Origin of the sequence: uncultured Streptococcus sp., from assembly GCF_915066115.1 — a bacterium.
In the GTDB taxonomy this organism is placed as follows: Bacteria; Bacillota; Bacilli; order Lactobacillales; family Streptococcaceae; genus Streptococcus.
On the sequence record NZ_CAJZDT010000004.1, the window covers coordinates 1 to 17,579 of the forward strand.

Genomic DNA, 17,579 nt, shown 5'->3' on the forward strand with positions numbered 1-17,579 from the left:
ACAGCCAATTTTACTTGAGTGTCTTTTTCAAATTTAGGAACGATGTAGTGGTAGTTGGTGTTGAACCATTTCTTCATTGGAAGGGCGCGAACGTCCCCTTTTTCTCCTTGGTAACCACGCCCCAAAGCGAAGTAGCGCTCAAGGTCAGACAAGTCCAAGTTTTGAACAGATGCAGGTACCACGTTGAAAAGGAAAGCTGCATCTAGGAAGTTGTCATAGTGAGAAAAGTCATTTGATGGAATTTCAGTGATGCCTTTTTCTTTGACAATGTTCCAGTGTTTAGCACGCAATTCTTTTGCTGCTGCCAAAAGTTCTTCTTCTGAGATTTCTTTTCTAAAGTATTTTTCAGTTGTAAATTTTAATTCGCGGAATTCGCCCAAACGAGGGAAACCGATGATCGTAGTTGACATGATGTGTCCTCCAAAATTTGTTGTTGAAACTATCTTAACAGAAAAGAAACTGTCTGTATAATTGTAAATAATTAGGCTTTGATATAGTTTGAAACTATATCACTTTTTCGAACAAAAGAAAAAGACTTGAGATAAATGCCTCAAATCCTTTGTATAGCTTGTTTTTGGCTGTATTTTAGTTGGAATACTCAAATACGTTATTAGTAATTCTTATAAGTGACTATGACTTGTTATTAGAAAAGACTATAGGTTGATTTTTCTTTTGTAATTCTGATATTTCCCTGAAAAAGTGCGGACGGGAAGTAAAATTATCCAGTGGATGATTTTAGCCAACCAAGTAATTTCATCCCTATCAACTCTTTCTCTGTTCAAGTGGGACGACTGCTAATGTCTTTCCTAAACTGGCTAGAACTTTTAAGACTGTGTCCAACTGAGGACTTGTCTTTCCTGTTTCCATCCTAGCTATGACAGGCTGGCTTACTCCACTAAGTTCTTCTAGCTTTTTTTGACTGATTCCTTGTTCATGCCTAGCCTCAATCAGCTCACTCATAATAGCCACTCGCATATCACTTTCAAGGATTTCCTCCTTAGTAAATAGTTCAGACCGGACATCCTTCCAATTACTCCCAATGGCACTATTCTTCATCACTTAACCCTCTTTCTTTTAAGTCTTTCAGTTCACGCTTAGCTTGTTCAATCTCTCTCCTAGGAGTTTTCTGAGTCTTTTTGACAAAATGATGTAAAAGGACAAAACTCCCATCAAGCCACGCTACAAATAAAATTCGATCTCTCAGTGGTCTTAGTTCCCAAATCTCATCTTCTAAATGTTTGATATAGAGTTCACCAGCTCTCGTCCCATGCTGACTAAGCAACTCGATATAGTCATTTAGTTTATTGAGTTTGATGCGACTATCCTTACTTTTCTGACTAGCCAATTCTCTCATATAATCCAAAACTGGCTCGTTTCCATTTTTGTCCTTATAGAAGTAAATCGTATGCACCAAGCAACCTCTTTCTAATTTAATTATAACTCAAAAGTTATTAAAAGTAAATCCTAACATTTATAAAAAGAAGACCTTAGAAAAATTCCAAAGGTCTCATCTTTATTATTCGAAAAAAATTACGGGAAGAGGTATAAATTGAAGGCAATCCTTACTATTATTCCAGCTCTATCCCCTTCTCTCGGAGATTAGCCAGACACTCCTCATAGTAGGCATCGTCATGTTCGCTGTATATAGGATTGCCCAACTTTTCCTCAGGCAAGTTCTCATATGGAGGGCAGGTCTTGCCACGGTAGTTCTTGGCCAGCCACTACAGACTGACATTGTAGCCACGGTCAGCCATTTCCTCCATGATCAAGCGATGATAGGCATAGAGACGATAGGGCGAATGGGTAAAAACATAGTCCACTGTCGCATGCTTTCTGCCCCAGCCATTGCCACGCAGGGCGCAGCATTCTCGATGTTGCCCCAAAAGTTGAGGACGCGGAAGCTGTGAAATCAAAGCCTCATGCCAAAGTCTCATGGGTTTCTCCTTTCAGTAAGGTCGAATATTGCAAGTAGGTATTTGGATAGTTTCCCAGCAGGTCTCTGGTTTTCGCAATCACATCTTCCTTAGAAGCCTGACCAAAGCGGTAGCGATCCAGCAAAAGCATGTAGTCTTTTCTCTCAGCTTCTGTCGCTTTCTTTTTAAAATAGCCCCAAATATGCTGAAAAGCATTGCAAACCTGACCCCTATGCTCTGGAATCTGGCAGGCACGGTCAATCATCTCCTGAACCTGACTCACCTCCACCTCTTCATTCTTCAAGTATTGGCGAATCTCATTGTAAATATTGCTAGAATGGCTCAGGACAAGGTATTTGTTTCTAGCCCAGAGTTGTTGGCAAAGGGCACGTTGATTGTTATTCATAATTGACATTATACCATATTTGGATTTATAAATATCTATTCCTATCTTATAATCTTATAAAATTGCCTTTTTTAAAGCCGCTTGAAGTTCTTCATCTACTGCATAAATATAGAGTCCATTTACTCCTCTTGTAAGTAAAACATTTAATTCATTTTTTAAAAGATCTTCACCAAAATTTTTCATTTCACCATTTTCGAGTTTCCTATTTTGAACTGCTCCTTTATTTTTACTAGCAGAGATATCAAACTTAATTTTACCATCTCTATATTTAACCGATGGACCAATAATGACTCCAGCATAATTCAAATCAAAACCTTGCACAGTAAAAGTGGATCCTACTTCATCAATAGTTTGTGGTTGTTCAATCCAAGAAAGTTTAGAGTTTTTCCTATCCCTACTCAATTCTCTATTCCAAGGACATAACCAGCCATCTATTTCCACACACCAATAATTTTTATATTCATCTTTATATCTATATTTATAACTATCTTTATATTTTTCTCCAGGTTTAGATTGACTACTATATTCCCAGTCATAAGTTGCTATTAACCTAGAAATCCCCAAATGCCGATTCTTATCCTTTAATTTAATAGCGTCCTGTAATTCCTTGGGAGAATTAAATATCTGGATATCATAGTTATTGTCTTCTTTTAATTTGGTAATTTCTCTCTTATCAATAATATTTCTAATCCAACTAATTGTAGATTCACTAGCTTTTATACGCATTTGATTATTTAATTCAATTAAATTGCCAGACAACCTCGCTTGATGTTGTAAAGTCAAAAATGAATCATCTACCCATATTTGAGATTTATTCATTATTTGATTATCATCGTACACTAAAACTACTACTTTAGATTTTGATAGTATATCTTTTAAATGATTACCACCTTGATAAGCTTGATTTTTTGCAGTCAAAAGTAAGTGTCCTTCGTCAATAACAACTATACCAGCATTAGCATCTTGCTTTTTTAGTGCGTTTAAAAACTGAGTTGGTTTCATAGCAACATCAAGAGTTGAACCACTCTTCCATTCAAGCTTTTTCTCTATTTCTTTATAGACACTCAATTGATCATCATGATTAACAACCAAATTAATTGCATTATTTTCTCTTAGGAAATCCGTGTCATCAGAATTTAATAGATCATCGATTAAAGAACTCATCAAAACAGTTTTACCAGCACCAGCTTCTCCTTTAACCAAGATTAAAGTTCCAAACTCGTTCTTACTAAGTGCTGATGTAATTTTAAAAATGATTTCATTTTTCGCTTTTAATTGCTCATTGGTTAATTTATGAAATGGAGAAGATTTAAAAATTGCAGAATTTCTAACAATACTTTCTGATGGAAATAAATACTTATTTTTCTTATTTAACGAACTCCAAATTTTGGTAAAAATCTCATCAAGCTCATCAGAAGTATAATATTTATTTTGAGGATTCCCTCGCCTATTTTGAACATTTGAAACATTATCAACGCTTAATAAATACAACATTAGTCTATTCTCAATATCTAGTGTCAAAGACTTATTAAAGTGATGATGACCTATAACAAACATTTTAGTAGTATTTGATTTTGAAAATTTAACCCAATCTTCTCTAATTTCACCTAAATGTTGATTTGTACGACGTACAATATCTGTTGTTTCACCTACATAAACACTATAACCATCAGAATTTTTATCATTTACAATATATATAGTCGGATATTCAAACAATAGCATCTTGTTTTCATCACGAAAACTGATTTTTAAAGTTTCCTGTAAAGTGTCTAATGAACCACTTTCATATTCTACTTCTTCAATTACTGGTTTCAATATTTTACTCATATCAGTTACTCAACACTATAATTCAGTATATTTTTTATTATTTCCTTTACTTAATTTAACAGGATATTTCGCTTTATTTTTTTCTAATTTTTCTTCAATAATCTGTTCTATATCCAGTTGTAAATTATCAGCTAACATTATTGAATATATTAGCACATCCGCTAGTTCTTCTTTAATTCTTTCAAGAGACTTTGTTGTAACTTCTTCAGATTGCTTCCATTGGAACAATTCTAGAAGTTCACTAGATTCCAGCAAGATAGATATAGCTAAATCTTTTTCATTGTGAAATTTTCTCCAATCCCGATCATCCCGAAATTTATTAATTTTCTCTATTGTTGATTTCATTTCAATTCTCCAATATGAATTTACTTATACACATTATATCATGAAACCTATTCTTAAATTTTATAAAAGGCATAAAATTAGGTTTGAATTCTTGAGCTTCACTCTCACAAAAATACTCATTCCCCCTTTCTCCTCCAAAATATGGTATAGTAGAATTATACTATCTAAGAGGAGTTTACATGTCACAGGATAAACAAATGAAAGCTGTTTCTCCCCTTCTACAGCAAGTTATCAATATCTCATCGATTGTCGGTGGTGTTGGGAGTTTGATTTTCTGTATTTGGGCTTATCAGGCTGGGATTTTACAATCTAAGGAAACCCTCTCAGCCTTTATTCAGCAGGCAGGTATCTGGGGGCCACCTCTCTTTATCTTTTTACAGATTTTACAAACGGTCGTCCCTATCATTCCTGGGGCCTTGACCTCGGTGGCAGGGGTCTTTATCTACGGCCACATCATCGGGACTATCTACAACTATATCGGCATCGTGATTGGCTGTGCCATTATCTTTTATCTAGTGCGCCTCTATGGGGCTGCCTTTGTCCAGTCTGTCGTCAGCAAGCGCACCTATGACAAGTATATCGGTTGGTTGGATAAGGGCAATCGTTTTGACCGTTTCTTTATCTTTATGATGATTTGGCCCATTAGTCCAGCTGACTTTCTCTGTATGCTGGCTGCCCTGACCAAGATGAGCTTCAAGCGCTATATGACCATCATCATTCTGACCAAGCCCTTTACTCTCGTTGTTTATACCTACGGTCTGACCTATATTATCGACTTTTTCTGGCAAATGCTTTGACATGTAAAAAATCCGTTTGGTTTCCCAAGCGGATTTTGTGCTTTATTTTGAAACTTCTTTTGCAAGAACAAAGTTCCCAAGCGTAGCAGAACCATTTTCTGCGACTGCTGGTGTTACGATGTAATCACGCACGTCTGGAACTGGTAGGTAACCGTTGAGCAAGGATGTGAATTTCTCACGGACACGGTCCAACATGTGCTGTTGAGCCATGACCCCACCACCAAAGACGATCACATCTGGGCGGAAAGTCACTGTCGCATTAACCGCAGCTTGAGCGATATAGTAGGCTTGAACATCCCAAACAGGGTTGTTCAGTTCAATGTTTTCCCCACGAACACCTGTACGAGCTTCCAAACTTGGACCAGCTGCATAACCTTCCAAACAACCCTTGTGGAAAGGACAAACACCGTTGAATTCTTTATCAATATCCATTGGGTGTCTAGCAACATAGTAGTGACCCATTTCAGGGTGACCCACACCGCCGATAAACTCACCACGTTGGATAACACCTGCACCGATACCTGTACCGATTGTGTAGTAAACCAAGTTTTCAATACGAGCACCAGCATTGTTACGGGCAACCACTTCACCATAGGCAGAGCTGTTTACATCTGTTGTGAAGTACATTGGCACGTTTAGGGCGCGGCGAAGGGCACCAAGCAAGTCCACATTTGCCCAGTTTGGTTTTGGAGTCGTTGTGATAAAGCCATAAGTTTTTGAGTTTTTATCAATATCAATCGGACCAAATGAACCAACTGCAAGACTAGCAAGATTATCGAATTTTGAGAAGAACTCGATGGTTTTATCGATTGTTTCGATTGGAGTTGTTGTTGGAAATTGTGTTTTTTCTACAACGTTAAAGTTTTCATCACCGACAGCACAGACAAACTTTGTACCGCCCGCTTCCAAGCTTCCATATAATTTTGTCATGATAAACCTCTTGTTTTTATTTTCTTTATTATAGCATATTTCGAAAGTCTAAATTTCTCTATTTTTTAGATTTTCCTCTGTAAATCTTACCATTCAAGCAAAAACGAACAAACATGTCATTTGTTCGTTTTCACATTAAAGAGGATTGATTAGATTTTCACTTCGATAACAGCATCCCCCTTCGCAACTGAACCTGTTGCGACTGGAGCTACTGAAGCGTAGTCAGCTGTGTTTGTAACGATAACCATTGTTGTATCATCAAGACCAGCTGCAGCGATTTTGTTTGAGTCAAATGTTCCAAGAACATCGCCAGCTTTTACCTTGTCACCTTGGGCAACTTTTTGTTCGAAACCTTCACCGTTCATAGTTACAGTGTCGATACCAACGTGAATCAAGACTTCAGCTCCATTAGTTGTTTTCAAACCAAAGGCATGTCCTGTTGCAAAGGCGATTGAAACTTCAGCATCAGCTGGTGCATAAACCACACCTTGGCTAGGTTTCACAGCGATACCTTGTCCCATAGCTCCACTTGAGAAGACTGGGTCATTGACATCAGTAAGAGCTACAACGTCACCAACGATAGGAGTTACAAGTGTTTCATCTTGAAGAGCTGCTGGAATGTTACCAGTTGTTTCTTCTTGGACCAAACGTTCTGTCTCTACTTCAGTAGCAACTTCTTTTTCATCCTCATAACCAAACATATAAGTAAGAGCGAAACCAAGAACGAATGATACAGCTACCATAAGAAGGTATTGGGCAAGTTGTCCGTTACCGATGTAAAGCATTGTACCAGGAATGATTGTAATACCATTACCAGTACCAGCAAGTCCAAGGATTGAAGCCAATCCACCACCGATTGCACCAGCAATCAATGAAAGGAAGAATGGTTTACGGAAGCGCAAGTTCACCCCGAAGATAGCAGGCTCTGTAATACCTAGGAAGGCAGAAAGAGCAGCTGGGAAAGCAAGTGTTTTTAGTTTTGGATTTTTAGTTTTAACACCAACCGCAACAGTCGCAGCACCTTGAGCTGTCATAGCAGCTGTGATGATAGCGTTGAATGGATTAGCATGATCAGCAGCAAGCAATTGCACTTCAAGCAAGTTGAAGATGTGGTGCACACCTGACACGACGATCAATTGGTGAACCCCACCAATCAAGAAACCACCAAGACCAAATGGCAAGCCAAGAATTGCTTTTGTACCAATAAGGATGTAGTTTTCAACAACGTGGAAGACTGGTCCGATAACAAAGAGCCCAAGGATAGACATGACCAAAAGTGTCACGAATGGTGTTACCAAGAGGTCAATGACATCTGGAACAACCTTGCGGACAGCTTTTTCAAATTTAGCTCCGACAACCCCGATGATGAAGGCTGGAAGAACAGAACCTTGCAAACCAACAACAGGGATGAAACCAAAGAAGTTCATAGCTGTTACTTCACCACCTGAAGCGACTGCCCAAGCGTTTGGAAGTGAGTCAGAAACAAGCATCATACCAAGAACGATACCAACGGCAGGATTTCCACCAAATACACGGAAGGTTGACCACACAACCAAACCTGGCAAGATGATAAAGGCTGTATCTGTCAAGATTTGAGTGTAAGTTGCAAAGTCACCTGGAAGTGGCATTTCAAGAGCGTTGAAAAGACCACGCACACCCATAAAGAGACCTGTCGCTACGATAACTGGGATGATTGGAACAAAAACGTCACCGAAAGTACGGATAGCACGTTGGAACCAGTTCCCTTGTTTCGCAGCTTCTGCTTTCATGTCATCTTTAGATGATGTTGGCAAACCAAGCGCAACAACTTCATCGTACATTTTGTTTACTGTACCAGTACCAAAGATGATTTGGTATTGACCTGAGTTAAAGAAAGCACCTTGAACTTTTTCCAAGTTCTCAATCACTTCTTTATTGATTTTTCCTTCATCTTTGACCATGACACGAAGACGAGTCGCACAGTGGGCAACACTGTTGACATTTTCACGTCCGCCCAAGGCATCGATGACTTTTTTTGCAATTTCCTGATTGTTCATTTGCAAAAATCTCCTTATATAAAATTTTGTTCTTGTTTGAAAGCGATTTTATTCGCCCTACGACTATTATTTTATCATGTTTTAGAAATATGTCAAGCGTTTTGCAGAAAAATATTCTATCCACTTAGTGGACACGCTTTAGATTGATTGTTTTGACTATTTTATCAGGTATTCCTTGAAAAAATAAGTTTGAAATCTTAGTTTAAAAAGGTTTTATTTCATTATCTTTCATATTTTTGTGAAAATTTGACTGATTTCCTGCATTTATTTTATGATGAACGTTTGACAGTTTTTTCTCTTTTTTAACATAAAAGGCTTGCTTTTTTTTCCGAAAACGGTTACTATTAAAAGTGATAAGATTTTTGGAGGAATGAAAGAATGGAATGGACTACTGAGCGTCGTTACAGACTTTATCAATATTGGACGCAAGAAGAAATTCAAAATATAAAAGAAAATATGGCACAATCTCCATGGCATACTCATTACCATGTTGAGCCAAAAACTGGACTTCTCAACGACCCAAATGGCTTTTCTTACTTTGATGGGAAGTGGATCGTTTTTTATCAGAACTTTCCATTTGGTGCAGCTCACGGTTTGAAATCTTGGGTGCAATTGGAAAGCGAGGACTTGGTTCATTTCACAGAAACTGGAGTCAAAGTTTTACCTGATACTCCATTAGATAGCCACGGTGCCTACTCTGGTTCTGCTATGCAATTTGGTGATAACTTGTTCCTATTCTATACAGGAAATGTCCGCGATGAAAACTGGATTCGTCACCCATACCAGATTGGGGCTTTGATGGACAAGGATGGCAAGATTACGAAGATTGACAAGATTTTAATTGACCAACCAGCAGATTCTACAGACCACTTCCGCGATCCGCAAATTTTTAACTTCAAGGGGCAATATTATGCCATCGTCGGTGGACAGGACTTGGAGAAAAAAGGCTTCGTCCGTCTCTACAAGGCTATTGACAATGACTACACAAACTGGCAAGCAGTTGGCGACCTTGACTTTGCTAACGACCGCACTGCCTATATGATGGAATGCCCAAACCTGGTCTTTGTAGGCGAGCAACCTGTCCTTCTTTACTGCCCACAAGGATTGGATAAAGATGTTCTAGACTACGACAATATCTATCCAAATATGTATAAGATTGGAGCTTCCTTTGACCCTAAAAATGCCAAAATGGTAGATGTGTCTCAACTTCAAAACATGGATTATGGTTTTGAAGCCTATGCTACTCAAGCCTTCAACGCTCCTGATGGACGTGCTCTAGCAGTTAGCTGGCTTGGATTGCCAGATGTTTCTTACCCATCTGACCGTTTTGACCACCAAGGAACCTTCTCTTTGGTCAAAGAACTGACTATCAAAGACGGCAAACTCTACCAATACCCAGTCCCAGCTATCAAGGACCTTCGTGCATCTGAAGAATCCTTCTCAAACCGTGCCCAAACCAATAACACTTACGAACTTGAACTCAACTTGGAAGCCAATAGCCAGAGCGAGATTATCTTACTTGCTGACAAAGAAGGCAAGGGACTTTCAATCAACTTTGACCTTGTAAATGGTCAAGTGACCGTGGATCGTAGCCAGGCTGGTGAACAGTACGCTCAAGAATTTGGGACAACTCGTTCTTGCCCTATCGATAATCAGGCTACTACTGCTACAATTTTCATTGATAACTCTATCTTTGAAATTTTCATCAATAAAGGAGAAAAAGTATTTTCCGGTCGTGTCTTCCCACATGCGGACCAAAATGGTATCCTCATCAAGTCTGGAACCCCAACTGGAACTTACTATGAATTAGATTATGGTCGCAAAACTAACTGATGTCGCCAAACTTGCAGGCGTCAGCCCTACTACCGTTTCTCGGGTTATCAATAAAAAAGGCTATTTATCAGAGAAAACCATTCAAAAGGTCAATGAAGCCATGCGAGAATTGGGCTATAAACCCAACAATCTAGCTCGTAGTCTGCAAGGAAAATCAGCTAAGTTAATCGGCTTGATTTTCCCCAATATTTCCAACGTTTTCTATGCAGAATTGATTGATAAATTGGAACACCAACTCTTCAAAAATGGTTACAAGACCATCATCTGCAACAGTGAGCATGATTCTGAAAAGGAACGTGAATACATCGAAATGTTGGAAGCCAATCAGGTGGACGGCATCATTTCGGGTAGTCACAATTTGGGAATCGAAGACTACAATCGCGTGACGGCACCAATTATTTCCTTTGACCGAAATCTGTCGCCAGACATTCCAGTCGTCTCCTCTGACAACTATGCTGGTGGGGTTCTCGCAGCCCAGACCTTAGTCAAGACAGGTGTCCAGTCTATCATCATGATTACAGGGAATGACAATTCCAATTCGCCAACTGGGCTACGCCACGCTGGTTTTGCATCTGTACTCCCAAAAGCACCTATTATCAATGTTTCCAGTGACTTTTCTCCTGTCAGAAAAGAAATGGAAATCAAGAATATCTTGACCCAACAAAAGCCTGATGCCATCTTTGCTTCGGATGATTTGACAGCTATTCTAGTCATTAAAATTGCTCAGGAACTTGGCATTTCTGTTCCTGAAGAGCTCAAAGTCATCGGCTACGATGGGACCTATTTTATCGAGAACTACTACCCTCATTTGACAACAATTAAGCAACCTATGCAAGAGATTGCCCAACTCACTGTTGATCTCCTCTTGCAAAAGATCGAAGGTAAGGAAGTTGCGACAACAGGCTACTTCTTACCAGTTACCCTATTACCTGGAAAAAGTATTTAATCACAAGAAAACTCAGACTGCCTTCGTCTGAGTTTTTTATGATCTTAAATTTTCTAGGTAGCGCTGGGCTGTCTCTAGGTTAAAGGTTTTATCTGCGATGAGGCGCTCGACTAGGAGAGCAACTTCAGATTCACTAGCACCTGCGAGGAGTGCTAAGGATTTGGCCTGCAATTTCATGTGGCCTTGCTGTATGCCTGTACTTACCAAGGCTTTGAGGGCCGCAAAGTTTTGTGCAAGCCCGATAGATACGATAATCTGGGCTAATTCTTTGGCAGAAGGATTTCCCAGTAGTTCATGACTGAGGGCTACACGAGGGTTGAGACCAATAGAGCCACCCTTGGTCGCCACAGGCATGGGCAGAGTCATCTCACCGACCAATTCTTCTCTTTCAAGATCCAGCGTCCATTGACTAAGACCTTGGTAGCGTCTATCTCGACTAGCAAAGGCATGGGCCCCGGCTTCAATGGCACGCCAGTCATTACCTGTGGCAATCAAAATGGCATCAATACCGTTAAAAATCCCTTTATTGTGAGTAGCTGCTCGATAAGGATCAGCCTGCGCAAATTGACTAGCCAAAGCAATTTTCTTCGCAATTTCTCGTCCTTGCTCCTTTTGACGGCTCAAGTATCGAAAGGCAATGCGACAGCTTGCAGTCACCAGAGAATCGGTCGCGTAGTTGGACAGGATTCCCATGAGACTCTGTCCCTGACTGAGTTCTTCTAAGACTGGTTTCAAGGCTTCCAGCATGGTGTTGAGCATATTGGCTCCCATGGCTTCCTGAGTATCGACATGAAGATAGACGACTAGAAAGTCTGTTTCACCTTTGATCTGCTCGACATGCAAATCACGCGCCCCACCCCCGCGTTTAACGATAGAAGGATAGGCTTGATTGGCAAGTTCCAAGAGCTCCTCTTTCTTGCTGGCAATTTTCTCTTGCGCTAAATCTGGATCAGCAACTTGATAAAGAGCTACCTGCCCAATCATCTGACGCTCATGGACTTGTGCGGTAAAACCTCCTGCACGCTTGATAATTTTACTTGCATAGCTGACCGCAGCAACCACGGACGGTTCTTCTGTCACATAGGGAACTGTGTATTCCTGACCGTTAACGAGAACCTCTGGGACCAGTGAATAAGGCAGAGAAAAAGTTCCCACTACATTCTCACTCAGCTGGTCTGCGACAGTCAAGCTAATTTGTTCATCCTGCTCCAAACTCTCTTGTCTCTCCGGACTAAGGAGCGCCTGAGCTCGCAACAACTCAAGGCGCTCATGGTATGATTTTTTAGAAAATCCATTCCAACTTATCTTCATTATTTTTCAACCTTGCTATAACGGCGTTGGTGGTCCACAATTTCAACCAAGGCAAAATCTTGATTTTCATAACCCGCAAACTGGGCAGAGTTTGTTTCATCCAATACCACTTCCTCAAAGAAGACTTTTTCATAGTCCGCAACAGACAGGGCAGTACGTTGGTTGAGCTTGTTCAAGCGGTCTTTATCCAGATAGGCTTCATAGCCTTCAACTAATTCACCACTGAAGAACTCAGCCACAGCCCCACTTCCGTAACTATAAAGGGCAATTTTATCCCCAGCCTTCAAGCTATCTGTATTTTCCAAGAGAGACAAGAGTCCAAGGAAGAGAGAACCTGTATAGATATTCCCCACCTTTTGACTGTAGAGAATAGACTGGTCAAAATGCTTTTGCAAGAGGTCCTTTTTCTCTTGAGGCAGGTTCTTATCCATGATTTTTTTCAAGCCTTTTAGTGCTAATTTAGGATAAGGCAAATGGAAACAAACAGCCGCAAAATCATCTAAAGTAAGCTTGTAACGTTTTTGATATTCAAGCCAAGTCGTTTTCAAACTATCCAAATATTGTTGGGTAGAATAGACACCATTTACATAAGGGGTTGTTGAGTAATTTGGACGCCAGAAATCCATGATGTCACGGGTTTGAGCTACATTGTCATTATTAAAGGCCATAATGCGTGGATTTTGTGTAATCAACATGGCCACACTGCCAGCACCCTGAGTGGGTTCTCCAGGTGTTTCAATACCGTATTTGGCAATATCACTGGCAATAACCAAGACCTTGGACTCTGGAGAATTTTCCACATGCAATTTGGCATAATGGAGGGCAGCTGTCGCTCCATAGCAGGCTTCTTTAATCTCGAAACTACGAGCAAAGGGCTGGATGCCAAGCAAGCCATGCACAAAGACGGCCGCAGCCTTACTCTGGTCAATTCCTGACTCGGTAGCCACAATGACCATATCGATTTCTTGTCTTTCTTGCTCAGTTAAAATAGAGTCACTTGCACTGGCCGCCAAGGTCACGATATCCTCAGTTAGGGGTGCAATACTCAATTCCTTGAGCAAAAGTCCTTTGCTTAATTTTTCAGGGTCAATGCCCCTTGCTTCTGCTAAGTCTTGTAATTTCAAGACATATTGACTGGTCGCAAAACCAATCTTATCAATACCGATTGTCATATTTACCTCTGTTTTATCATTCATTGTAAAAAATCGTTCTATACTATTTTATCACAAATAGCAGTAAAAGAGAGAAAAAAGACTTGATTCACCAAATCAAGTCCCTTATTATTCTAACCATTATGCTGCTTTCTTAAGTAGGAATAAAGTCTAAGAATCACTGTTCCGCTAGCCATGCCAATAGAAATCACCAGAGCCAGCATGACAACTAAGGTTGCACTGGCAATGGCGTGACTATAGTCTCCTGTCACAAAAAAGGCAGTTGTCCGATAAGACAGATATCCCGGAACCAGAGGGGCCAAGATGGCCAAGATAAAGACCACAGCAGGGGTCTTGTAAAGAATACTTAAAATCTGGCTGACACAAGACCCGATAATGGCTGCAATAAAAGTAGCCACAATAACATTGGTCGGTTCCTTGAGCAAGAGATAGATTAGCCAGACAGCCATGCCCAAAATCCCTCCAGGTAAGAGCATAGAGCGTTGCACATTGAGTACGATTAAAAAAGTGATAATAGCAAGAAGACTTGCTACTGCTTGTAATAAAAAGGTTGTTAGTGTCATATTAATTCATCAATACCAAGGCGACAGAAGTTCCCGCCCCTAAAGCAAGGGTAATGAGCAGGGATTCAAACATCTTACTCATACCAGAGTTTATGTGGTTGGTCATAATATCACGAACCGCATTGGTCAAGGCAATCCCTGGTACAAACGGCATGACTGCACCAGCTATAATCAAATCTGCCGTTGAAGGAAAACCTGTGTAGCGAGCCCAAAACTGGGCAATCATCCCAAAGACAAAGGCTCCAGCAAAGGCCGTCACAAAGGGAATTCGGATAAACTTCTCCACATAGAGGGAAAAGGCAAAACCAAATAAGGTAGCCACTCCTGCCCCAAGTGCGTCGTAGATATTTCCACTAAACATAATTGAAAAGAAAGGAGCACTAAAGGTCGCAGCCAAAGTTACCTGCAACTTAGTATAAGGAAGGGGCTGGGCTTGCAAGGCCTTCAATTGCTTGAAGGCTGTCTCTAAATCAATCTCCCCCCCAACCAGTTGACGAGAAATCTGGTTCACATCGCAGACTTTTTCAATGTTATAAGAAGAGGAGGTCACGCGTTTCATTCGCGAAATATTGGTATTTTCAATGGAGAAAAAGATAGCGGCAGGCATGGCAAGAACATTGCAATCCACAATCCCCTGCGAATGCGCAATGCGGATCATGGTATCTTCTACACGATGAATCTCTGAGCCACTTTTAAGGAGAATGGTTCCTGCTAACATAATGACATCGATGACGGCATTTAATTCTTTTGATTCTTCCATGCTTGCCTCCTTTTATCAACTCCCTCTATTCTATCACAAATCCGGAGTCAAAAAAAATCTTTGCCATGAAATCATGACAAAGATTCGTTTAATCACGAGAATTTTCGTGGTTTCCTTCACTATTTGGTTGAGTCGGAGTAGGAACCGTTCCTTGTTGATTTCCTTGATGGCCACCTTGTTGATTCCCTTGATTTGGAGTAGTAGGTGAACCTTGGTTACCACGTGGAACTGACGTTGAAGAGGAACTTGATGGTGGTGTTTTGGGTTTATAAATCGAAATTTTAATACGTGTGCTGGCTAAATCAATTTTTCCACCCGGTTTTGGACTTTGCTCTACAACAGTCTCCTCAGCTGTTCCTTCAGGAGCAGTAGACACTTCTACAACTTCGATATTAGCTTTTTTAATTCCATATATCTCTGTAAGATTATTAACTGCAAATTCTCGAGTTGAACCAATATAACTTGGCATTGAAATAGAATTTACTTTTTTAGCAACAGTCAGAACTATTTGAGTTGCCTTGCTAAGATCATAGGTTGTTCCCTCCGGTAAACTTTGTTTCATGATTGTACCAGCTTCGATTTCGTTGGATTCTTCTTCCTCAATCATAATTAGATTTTCTGGAACCTTTTTGCCTTTCAATTCTGCCACTACATCACTAGATTTTCGTCCAAGATAATTTCCAAGTTGGAAGGATTGCTGACCAGAAGACACAATCAAATTAATTTTTGTACCTTCTTTTCGTGTCGTACCAGCGTCAGGATCGGTGCGAATAACCCGACCTTCTTCAACCTTATCACTAGCTTCTGTCTTTTCTTCTCCAACCTCAAAATTGGCTTTCTTAAGCGCTTCTTTAGCCTCTGCAACCGTCTGACCTGCTACTTTTGGAACAGCAATGGTAGCGGGCGTTCTATATAAAATCCATACTAAGGATGCCACAACCAACAAGAAGGTCGCAAATAAAATTGGATAACGTGCTTTCATGCGACGGCGTTTGGCTGGCTTGGGAGTAGAGGCTGGTTTTTCTGTCTGATGAGGTTGGGGCTTAGGTTGAGGGCGCCCCTCTTGTACCGGAGCTTTAGGGATAGAGGTCAGCGTACTTTGTGGCACTTTAGGAAGGGTCTTAGTGTCCGCCTTAGTCGCATCGTCAAAGACTAACTTTGGTTCATTACGACGATTATTAGATAAACTACTCGACAAGTCCACATACATCTCAGCGACTGATTTGTAGCGATCGGTCAATTTCTTGGCAGTTGCCTTGATAACAACATTTTCTAAAGCCTGAGGCACAGATGGATTTTCAGCTATAACCGATGGCAGTGGTTTCTGGAAATGCTGGAGGGCGATGGTCACCGCACTATCCCCATCGTAAGGAATATGACCTGTCAGCATCTCATAGAAAATAATCCCCATGGCATAGATATCACTCTGCACAGTTGCTTTAGAACCACGCGCCTGCTCTGGCGATAAATAATGAACCGAACCCAGCATTGAGTTAGTCTGAGTCAGACTTGTCTCTGCAAAGGCTACTGCGATCCCAAAGTCTGTAACCTTGGCAGTCCCATCTGGTGTCAAAAGGATATTTTGCGGTTTCAAATCCCTGTGAACAATTCCTCGAGTATGGGCTAAGCGCATAGCCAAGAGGATTTGTCCCATGATTCGAATCGCTTCTTCATTTGAAAGAGGGTGATGTTCCTTGATATAGCGTTTGAGATCTAACCCAGCAACATATTCCATTGCGAGATACTGTTGTCCCTCTTCTTCACCGATATCTGTAATCCGAACGATATGAGGATGGTCCAAATCTGCCATGGCTCTCGCTTCCCGCTGAAAACGCGCCACAGCAATCGGGTCTGTCTGGTAGTTGGTCCTCAGGACCTTTACCGCCACTTCTTCCCCGTCTAAAATCAAATCTTTAGCCAAGTAAACATCTGCCATGCCTCCTCGGCCAATCTGTTTGAGAATCCGATACCGCCCGGCAAAAATCTTGCCGATTTGGATCATTCTGTTTCCTCCTCATTAACAGCAATAAGGGCAACTGTGATGTTATCTAAACCACCTGCATTGTTGGCAAAACGGATCAAGGTTGCTGCCTTATCTTCCAAAGAAATATCGCTGGTTACAATATCAGAAATCTCACTTCCTGAAATCATATTTGTCAAACCATCGCTATTGAGTAAGAGATAGTCCCCAGGCTCAAGGGTGATTATTCCAAAATCAGGCTGAATTTCATCTTTTTGACCAATAGATTGAGTAATAATATTTTTCTGTGGATGGCTAGCAGCTTCTTCTGGCGTCAATTGACCTGCCTTAAGCAATTCATTGACCAAAGAATGGTCGCTCGTTAACTGGTGGTATTCTTCTCCACGAATCAAACCGATACGAGAATCTCCGATGTGAGCATAAATAGCCTGATTATCAATAATGGCTACAGCCTCAAGGGTTGTTCCCATTCCTTTATAGGCTTCATTTTGTCCCAATTGGTTAATCCTTTGATTTTCAATCTCAAGGTTGTTAGCAAACCATTCACGCACTTCATTAACCGTATCGATTTGTGTATCAACCCAAGCTACACCCAGGTCTGTTACCGCCATCTCACTAGCGATATTCCCTGCGCGATGACCTCCCATACCATCAGCTAGGATAATCATGGTACGCCCAGCTCTATTGACATAGTGGTTGACATAGTCTTGGTTATTTGTTCGTTTCTGACCAACATCTGTTAATAATGAAATTTCCATG

Annotated in this window: 16 protein-coding genes and 2 pseudogenes; 3 read left to right on the forward strand and 15 right to left on the reverse strand. The window is 40.6% G+C overall.

Translation table 11 applies throughout. The features are described from left to right. From QZ565_RS00580 to QZ565_RS00610, 7 genes and pseudogenes are all read right to left on the reverse strand, one after another. A pseudogene (locus tag QZ565_RS00580) lies at positions 1–410 on the reverse strand (5-methyltetrahydropteroyltriglutamate--homocysteine S-methyltransferase); the annotation flags it as partial. Positions 411–762: 352 nt separating this feature from the next. Then, a complete protein-coding gene (locus QZ565_RS00585; RefSeq protein WP_000797746.1) occupies positions 763–1,056 on the reverse strand; it encodes a helix-turn-helix transcriptional regulator in 294 nt (97 codons plus the stop codon). Then, entirely contained in the window at positions 1,046–1,411 is a 366-nt protein-coding gene (locus tag QZ565_RS00590; protein WP_295524254.1) for a type II toxin-antitoxin system RelE/ParE family toxin, read from the reverse strand. Before QZ565_RS00590 ends, QZ565_RS00585 begins: the two co-directional genes overlap by 11 nt. Before the next feature lie 157 nt (positions 1,412–1,568). Next, positions 1,569–1,934: pseudogene (locus QZ565_RS00595) on the reverse strand (TIGR02328 family protein). Next, the gene (locus tag QZ565_RS00600) at positions 1,918–2,322 is read right to left on the reverse strand and encodes a YbgA family protein (protein ID WP_295524256.1); all 405 of its coding nucleotides are present in this window, start codon (positions 2,320–2,322) and stop codon (positions 1,918–1,920) included. Before QZ565_RS00600 ends, QZ565_RS00595 begins: the two are co-directional and overlap by 17 nt. A gap of 51 nt (positions 2,323–2,373) precedes the next feature. Then, positions 2,374–4,146, reverse strand: a complete 1,773-nt coding sequence (locus tag QZ565_RS00605) for a DNA/RNA helicase domain-containing protein (RefSeq protein ID WP_295524215.1) — start codon at positions 4,144–4,146, stop codon at positions 2,374–2,376. A gap of 15 nt (positions 4,147–4,161) precedes the next feature. After that, complete coding sequence (locus QZ565_RS00610; RefSeq protein ID WP_049546989.1) at positions 4,162–4,491, reverse strand: MazG-like family protein; 330 nt, start codon at positions 4,489–4,491, stop codon at positions 4,162–4,164. 179 nt (positions 4,492–4,670) lie between these two features. On the opposite strand from QZ565_RS00610, the gene QZ565_RS00615 reads away from it, so the two are divergent. Then, positions 4,671–5,288: a TVP38/TMEM64 family protein gene (locus QZ565_RS00615; protein WP_000076168.1), complete on the forward strand. Its 618-nt coding sequence runs from the start codon at positions 4,671–4,673 to the stop codon at positions 5,286–5,288. A 42-nt stretch (positions 5,289–5,330) separates the two neighbouring features. Here QZ565_RS00615 and scrK read toward each other — a convergent pair whose 3' ends face one another. Beyond that, positions 5,331–6,218 (reverse strand): fructokinase ScrK, encoded by an 888-nt coding sequence (scrK, locus tag QZ565_RS00620; RefSeq protein ID WP_295524219.1) that lies wholly within the window; start codon positions 6,216–6,218, stop codon positions 5,331–5,333. 149 nt (positions 6,219–6,367) lie between these two features. After that, positions 6,368–8,254, reverse strand: a complete 1,887-nt coding sequence (locus QZ565_RS00625) for a sucrose-specific PTS transporter subunit IIBC (RefSeq protein WP_295524222.1) — start codon at positions 8,252–8,254, stop codon at positions 6,368–6,370. Between the two features lie 378 nt (positions 8,255–8,632). On the opposite strand from QZ565_RS00625, the gene QZ565_RS00630 reads away from it, so the two are divergent. Continuing rightward, positions 8,633–10,087, forward strand: coding sequence for a glycoside hydrolase family 32 protein (locus QZ565_RS00630; RefSeq protein ID WP_295524224.1), 1,455 nt, complete (start codon positions 8,633–8,635; stop codon positions 10,085–10,087). Next, positions 10,068–11,033, forward strand: a complete 966-nt coding sequence (locus tag QZ565_RS00635; RefSeq protein WP_295524225.1) for a LacI family DNA-binding transcriptional regulator — start codon at positions 10,068–10,070, stop codon at positions 11,031–11,033. Before QZ565_RS00630 ends, QZ565_RS00635 begins: the two co-directional genes overlap by 20 nt. Positions 11,034–11,069: 36 nt before the next feature. On the opposite strand, the gene QZ565_RS00640 is transcribed toward QZ565_RS00635, so the two are convergent. The 6 genes from QZ565_RS00640 to QZ565_RS00665 all read right to left on the reverse strand — a co-directional run bounded on the left by QZ565_RS00640 (position 11,070) and on the right by QZ565_RS00665 (position 17,578). Continuing rightward, positions 11,070–12,344 carry a hydroxymethylglutaryl-CoA reductase, degradative gene (locus QZ565_RS00640; RefSeq protein ID WP_295524227.1) on the reverse strand — a complete coding sequence of 425 codons (1,275 nt, stop codon included), beginning with the start codon at positions 12,342–12,344 and terminating at the stop codon, positions 11,070–11,072. Further along, positions 12,344–13,516, reverse strand: coding sequence for a hydroxymethylglutaryl-CoA synthase (locus QZ565_RS00645; RefSeq protein ID WP_295524229.1), 1,173 nt, complete (start codon positions 13,514–13,516; stop codon positions 12,344–12,346). Before QZ565_RS00645 ends, QZ565_RS00640 begins: the two co-directional genes overlap by 1 nt. Before the next feature lie 113 nt (positions 13,517–13,629). Beyond that, positions 13,630–14,079: a threonine/serine exporter family protein gene (locus tag QZ565_RS00650; protein ID WP_033686494.1), complete on the reverse strand. Its 450-nt coding sequence runs from the start codon at positions 14,077–14,079 to the stop codon at positions 13,630–13,632. Position 14,080: 1 nt separating this feature from the next. Next, positions 14,081–14,839, reverse strand: coding sequence for a threonine/serine exporter family protein (locus tag QZ565_RS00655; RefSeq protein WP_295524232.1), 759 nt, complete (start codon positions 14,837–14,839; stop codon positions 14,081–14,083). Between the two features lie 88 nt (positions 14,840–14,927). Beyond that, a complete protein-coding gene (pknB, locus tag QZ565_RS00660; protein ID WP_295524234.1) occupies positions 14,928–16,841 on the reverse strand; it encodes a Stk1 family PASTA domain-containing Ser/Thr kinase in 1,914 nt (637 codons plus the stop codon). Beyond that, positions 16,838–17,578 carry a Stp1/IreP family PP2C-type Ser/Thr phosphatase gene (locus QZ565_RS00665; protein ID WP_070479797.1) on the reverse strand — a complete coding sequence of 247 codons (741 nt, stop codon included), beginning with the start codon at positions 17,576–17,578 and terminating at the stop codon, positions 16,838–16,840. The genes pknB and QZ565_RS00665 overlap by 4 nt, the downstream gene beginning before the upstream one ends. Between the last annotated feature and the right edge of the window lies 1 nt (position 17,579).